Raw genomic sequence first — 4,858 nt, forward strand, 5'->3', positions numbered from 1 at the left:
GGCCGCCGTCCGGCCGCACGCGCGACCACGACGTGGAGAACCGGTAGGTCTGCAGCCCGAGCTCCTTCATGAGCGCCACGTCGTCGCGGTAGCGGTGGTAGTGGTCGCAGGCGATGTCGCCGTTGTCGGCGTTCACGACCGCGCCGGGCACGCGGGCGAACGCGTCCCAGATGGACGCGGTGCGTCCGTCCTCGAAGGCCGCGCCCTCGATCTGATAGGCGGCCGTCGCGGCGCCGAACAGGAAGTCGCCGGGGAAGGATCGGGTCATCCTCCTATGATGCCACGACTGGCTGGGAGCGCTCCCATGCATGTCGCTCCGAGGTGGGTCCGGTACCCTTGGCTGGTGAATCCCGAACTGGCGCGCGCCGAGTCCCTGATCCGTTCGATCCCGGACTACCCGCAGCCCGGAATCCTGTTCCGCGACATCACCCCGCTGCTGGCCGACGCCCGTGCGCTGCACGCCACGACCGAGGCGCTCGTCGAGCCGTTCGCCGGCTCCTTCGACGTGGTCGCCGGTGTCGAGGCGCGCGGGTTCATCCTCGCCGGCGCCGCCGCGATCACCGCGGGCGTCGGCTTCGTGCCGATCCGCAAGGCCGGCAAGCTTCCGCAGCCCGCAGCGGCCGTCGACTACGCCCTCGAGTACGGCACCGCGACGATCGAGATGCACGACGACCTCCCGGCCGGCACCCGGATCCTGCTGATCGACGACGTGCTGGCCACCGGCGGCACGCTCGCCGCCGGTCGCAAGCTGATCGAGAGCCTCGGCTACACGGTGGCCGGCATCAGCGTGCTGTTCGAGATCGAAGGACTCGGCGGGCGCGAGGTGATCGGCGACCTGCACACGGTTTTCCGCTCCTCCTGACGGGTGCCTCAGCCGCGCGCCGCGGGCGGCTTCGCGATGTCGGCGGGCGCTCGGCCCGCCTCGATCGCGGAGCGGACGGATGCCGCGGCGTGCGCCAGGCTGCTCACGGCGACCAGCTGCCGTGCGCGGGCGTTGACGGCCAGCAGCATCCGCCTGGCCACTTCATCGGCCGACCCCTCGGGCCCGAGGGCCGCGACATTGCCGCCGGCCAGCGGTTCCAGCGCGTCCGCGTACTCCATCAGCTCGTCGACGTCGTAGTCGAGACCGACCTCGGATGCCTGTGCGAGCGCGAAGGTGAGGCCGCGCTCGGCCGCCCCGGGATAGCCGCGCCAGTCGCGGCGGCGCATCAGCTCGTAGGTGCGCTCCCGGAAGTCGGCGTACGCCGGGTCGTCGGCGATGCCCTCCGGGACGCCGAGCGCGAAGGCCTGACAGGCGTTCATCACGTCCAGCGTGAGCACCCCCGGGGTGTCGATGAGGTCGGTCAGCGAGCGGATCGAGGTGATCGACGCCCCGTACACGTCGCGCAGCACGAGGATGAGCCGGGCCCGATCGACATGCCGCTGCTCGTACACCGCCGTGGTGGCGTTCTTGAGACGCCCCGGAGGCATGATCCCCACCCGGATCCAGTGCTTGATCGTGGTGGTGCTGACACCGCTGCTCGCCGCGAGCCTGCTGAGCTTCACGTCCATCCCCTCCCCCATGCCCGCACCTTGGAGAGTGGGGTGCAGATGCGCTCTCCACGATGCGCAGGCCGTGCGAAGACTCTAACCTGCTGGGGAGGGGACTGCTCTCGATTGGGGGGTCACTCGTGAGCTGAATGAGGACTGGGGAAACCTCGACTGCGGCCCGGGCGGACACACTGAGGGGTGCGAGACCGCCCGGGCCCTCCTACCGCCCGTCGAACTCGGCATCCGTCTCCCCCGGGGCGGGAGGCCGGTCGGCGGGCGGTAGACTCTTTCCTGTTCCCTCCCGCGCGTTCCTGGCACTTCGACTCGTCGCTGCGCTCCTCGCTCAGCAACCGGGATCGTGCGCTCGCGCTTCGCGCGATCGCCTAGAATCATGGGTATGCCCACCATCGTCGTCGACGTCATGCCCAAGGCCGAACTGCTCGACCCGCAGGGGAAGGCCGTCTCCGGCGCCTTCGCCCGGCTGGGAGTCGAGGGCTTCAGCCAGGTCCGCATCGGCAAGCGCTTCGAGCTCACCGTCGACGGTGAGGTAACCGACGAGCTGCTCGCCGAGGCCCGCCGCGTGGCCGAGGACGTGCTGTCCAACTCCGTGATCGAGGACGTCGTGGGCGTCGAGGTCGCACAGTGACCGCACGCATCGGGGTCATCACCTTCCCCGGTTCGCTCGACGACCGCGACGCGCAGCGCGCGGTGCGCATCGCCGGCGCCGAGCCCGTCGCCCTCTGGCACGGCTCGCACGACCTCGAGGGCGTGGACGCGCTCGTCCTGCCCGGCGGCTTCAGCTACGGCGACTACCTGCGCTCCGGCGCGATCGCCGCGCTCTCGCCGATCATGGCCGAGGTCAAGGACGCCGCCGCGAAGGGCATGCCGATCCTCGGCATCTGCAACGGCTTCCAGATGCTCGTCGAGGCGCACCTGCTGCCCGGCGGCCTGATCCGCAACGACCACCAGCACTTCGTGCGCCGCGACCAGAAGCTCACGGTCGAGAACGCCACGACCGCATGGACCAGCGAGTTCACGCAGGGCCAGGAGATCGTCATCCCGCTGAAGAACGGCGAGGGCGGCTACATCGCCGCGGATGACACGCTCGACCGCCTCGAGGGCGAGGGCCTGGTGGCGTTCCGCTACGCGGGCGTGAACCCGAACGGCTCGCTCCGCGACATCGCCGGCCTCACGAACGAGGGCGGCAACGTGGTCGGCCTCATGCCGCACCCCGAGCACGCCACCGAGCCCGGCTTCGGTCCGGACACTGCGGACGCCATGCGCTCCGGCGTCGACGGCCTGGGCTTCTTCACCAGCGCGATCGCCGCCGTGGCGGCCGTCGCGGCGTAACGCTCGCAGACACTTCGAGGCGGATGCCGGGCCCTGCCCGGCATCCGCCTTCGCCGTTGCAGACGGATACGGATGCACGACGCGGGAACGCCTGCACGAAGGCATCCGCGATTCGGTCGTGCATCCGTTCCCGGATCGTGCAGGTGTTCCCGCGAAACGCCCGGCTCAGATGCCGGCGGGCGGCCAGACGCCGATGATGATCGCCATCACGACCACGGTGACGAGCTCGTGGGCGATGTTCAGCGTGGTCAGCCGGGTCGAGCGGCCCTCGAAGGCGTCGTGCGTGATGAACCGCGCCGCCGTGAATCCCGCCCACAGCGTGACCGCCGTGACGAGCGACGCCCAGAAGTACGAGCCGGTGTAGAAGTTCTGCGCGATGGTGGCCGCGCCGGCCAGCACCCACGCGGTGATGAAGCTCACGATCACCGTCGTGATCATCGGCCACAGCGGGCCGCGCGACGGCCTGTCCAGGTCGACGTGCGCGAGCGCCGCCCAGCGCGTGCCCATCACGCCTCGCGCGTACCAGATCGCGCCCACGATCATGCTCGACACCGTCGCGATCAGCACAGCCCAGTAGTTGATCTCGGGAACCGTCATGGGAGCCTCCTCGCTCTGCCGCTCAGCGTACTCCGAGGTCAGCCTCTCCCGGGCATGGTCCCCGGATAGGGAACGTCCGGTCGCAGTTGCTGCAGGGCGGCGATCTCGTCTGCCGAGAGCTCGCCTCGGCGCGCGCGCCGAGCGATGCTCAGGATCTTCAGGTCGTTCACCACCGCCCCGGGGTTCGCCGGGTGCCCGTCGGTGCGGGATGCGTACTGCTGCATCACCGTTCATGCTGGCGAACGAGCGGATCAGGTTGATCAGCAGCACCAGCATCCCGATGCCGATGAGCATCAGCATCACGCCGCCACCGCGCTCCGGTTCCTCGCCGGTGCGGCTCAGGAACTCGGGCGAGGCGAACAGCAGGATCCCGCCGGCGCCGAAGCAGATGATGGTCATCGATAGTGACGACGCCTCTGCTCGGATGATTCCCGCGGTGCCGGGTCTATCGTCGAACCATGCCGCTTCTCGTCACCGTGCCCAACGAACGTCTTGCCACGAACATCGGGGAGGTGCCGGCCGGCGTCGACCTTCGGGTCTGGGACATGCGGTCTCCGGCCCCGGCGGATCGTATCGACATCGTCGTCCCACCGTACATGGGCTCGACGGGCTCGCTGGAAGCGCTCGAGGGCCTCAGCGTGGGGCTCGTGCAGAGCCAGTCGATCGGGTACGACGGGGTCGAGGAGATCCTGCCGGCGGGGATCCCGTTCGCGAATGCGGCGAGTGTGCATGAGACGGCGACCGCCGAGCTCGCCGTCGGGCTGATGATCGCCGCTCAGCGCCAGTTCCCGCGCTTCGCGGCCGCGCAGCAGCGCGGGGAGTGGGCGCCTGTGTTCGCCGACAGCCTGGCCGACCGACGAGTGCTGCTGGTCGGCTTCGGCGGGGTCGGCAAGGCCATCGCCCAGCGCCTGGCGCCCTTCGAGGTGACGATCACCGCCCTGGCGCGCAGCGCCCGCACCGAGCAGGTCGAGGGGCTCGGCGACATAGCCGTGCACGGCATCGACGAGCTGCCGGCGCTGCTCCCGCATGCCGAGATCGTCATCCTGAGCCTGCCGGGGAACGCGGAGACGCACCACTTGTTCGACGCGGCCATGATCGCGCGGATGGCGCCGGACGCGCTGCTGGTGAACGTCGGGCGCGGGCCACTGGTCGACACGGATGCCCTCCTCCAGGCCCTGCAGGAGGGAAGGATCCGTGCGGCCTCGGACGTCTTCGAGCAGGAGCCGCTCCCGGAGGGGCATCCTCTCTGGAAGGCGCCGAACCTGATCATCTCGCCGCACAACGGGGGTGCGGCCACCGCGATGAACCCGCGGATGGCGCGGCTCGTGCGCAACCAGATCGAGCGGATGCTGGCGGGCGAAGCCCCGCTGAACATCGTCCT

General features: G+C 70.1%; 7 protein-coding genes and 1 pseudogene. 4 read left to right on the forward strand and 4 right to left on the reverse strand.

The window, feature by feature from the left end; translation table 11 throughout:
• Positions 1-268: pseudogene (locus BGN97_RS08190) on the reverse strand (family 1 glycosylhydrolase); the annotation flags it as partial.
• Positions 269-304: 36 nt separating this feature from the next.
• Here BGN97_RS08190 and BGN97_RS08195 point away from each other — a divergent pair.
• Positions 305-862, forward strand: coding sequence for an adenine phosphoribosyltransferase (locus BGN97_RS08195; protein ID WP_292699923.1), 558 nt, complete (start codon positions 305-307; stop codon positions 860-862).
• Between the two features lie 8 nt (positions 863-870).
• Here BGN97_RS08195 and BGN97_RS08200 read toward each other — a convergent pair whose 3' ends face one another.
• The gene (locus BGN97_RS08200; RefSeq protein WP_292699925.1) at positions 871-1,545 is read right to left on the reverse strand and encodes a MerR family transcriptional regulator; all 675 of its coding nucleotides are present in this window, start codon (positions 1,543-1,545) and stop codon (positions 871-873) included.
• Positions 1,546-1,927: 382 nt separating this feature from the next.
• Here BGN97_RS08200 and purS point away from each other — a divergent pair, with 382 nt between their 5' ends.
• Together purS and purQ are read left to right on the forward strand one after the other, a co-directional pair.
• Positions 1,928-2,176: a phosphoribosylformylglycinamidine synthase subunit PurS gene (gene purS, locus BGN97_RS08205; RefSeq protein ID WP_285629749.1), complete on the forward strand. Its 249-nt coding sequence runs from the start codon at positions 1,928-1,930 to the stop codon at positions 2,174-2,176.
• Positions 2,173-2,880: a phosphoribosylformylglycinamidine synthase subunit PurQ gene (gene purQ, locus BGN97_RS08210; RefSeq protein WP_292699927.1), complete on the forward strand. Its 708-nt coding sequence runs from the start codon at positions 2,173-2,175 to the stop codon at positions 2,878-2,880. The genes purS and purQ overlap by 4 nt, the downstream gene beginning before the upstream one ends.
• 165 nt (positions 2,881-3,045) lie before the next feature.
• Here the strand turns inward: purQ and BGN97_RS08215 are convergent, their stop codons facing one another.
• Both BGN97_RS08215 and BGN97_RS08220 read right to left on the reverse strand, forming a co-directional pair.
• The gene (locus BGN97_RS08215; protein ID WP_292699929.1) at positions 3,046-3,477 is read right to left on the reverse strand and encodes a DUF1761 domain-containing protein; all 432 of its coding nucleotides are present in this window, start codon (positions 3,475-3,477) and stop codon (positions 3,046-3,048) included.
• A 38-nt stretch (positions 3,478-3,515) separates the two neighbouring features.
• On the reverse strand, positions 3,516-3,704 hold the full coding sequence (locus tag BGN97_RS08220) for a hypothetical protein (RefSeq protein WP_292699930.1): 189 nt from the start codon (positions 3,702-3,704) through the stop codon (positions 3,516-3,518).
• Between the two features lie 231 nt (positions 3,705-3,935).
• Here BGN97_RS08220 and BGN97_RS08225 point away from each other — a divergent pair.
• On the forward strand, positions 3,936-4,858 hold a 923-nt coding region (locus BGN97_RS08225; protein WP_292699932.1), incomplete at its 3' end, for a 2-hydroxyacid dehydrogenase.

It is taken from the genome of Microbacterium sp. 69-10, assembly GCF_001897945.1.
Taxonomy (GTDB): Bacteria; Actinomycetota; Actinomycetes; order Actinomycetales; family Microbacteriaceae; genus Microbacterium.

Excerpts from the sequence above, each read along its gene's own strand:
- BGN97_RS08195 (WP_292699923.1), top strand. The coding sequence starts at position 305 with ATGCATGTCGCTCCGAGGTGGGTCCGGTACCCTTGGCTGGTGAATCCC.
- BGN97_RS08215 (WP_292699929.1), bottom strand. The coding sequence starts at position 3,477 with ATGACGGTTCCCGAGATCAACTACTGGGCTGTGCTGATCGCGACGGTG.
- purS (WP_285629749.1), top strand. The coding sequence starts at position 1,928 with ATGCCCACCATCGTCGTCGACGTCATGCCCAAGGCCGAACTGCTCGAC.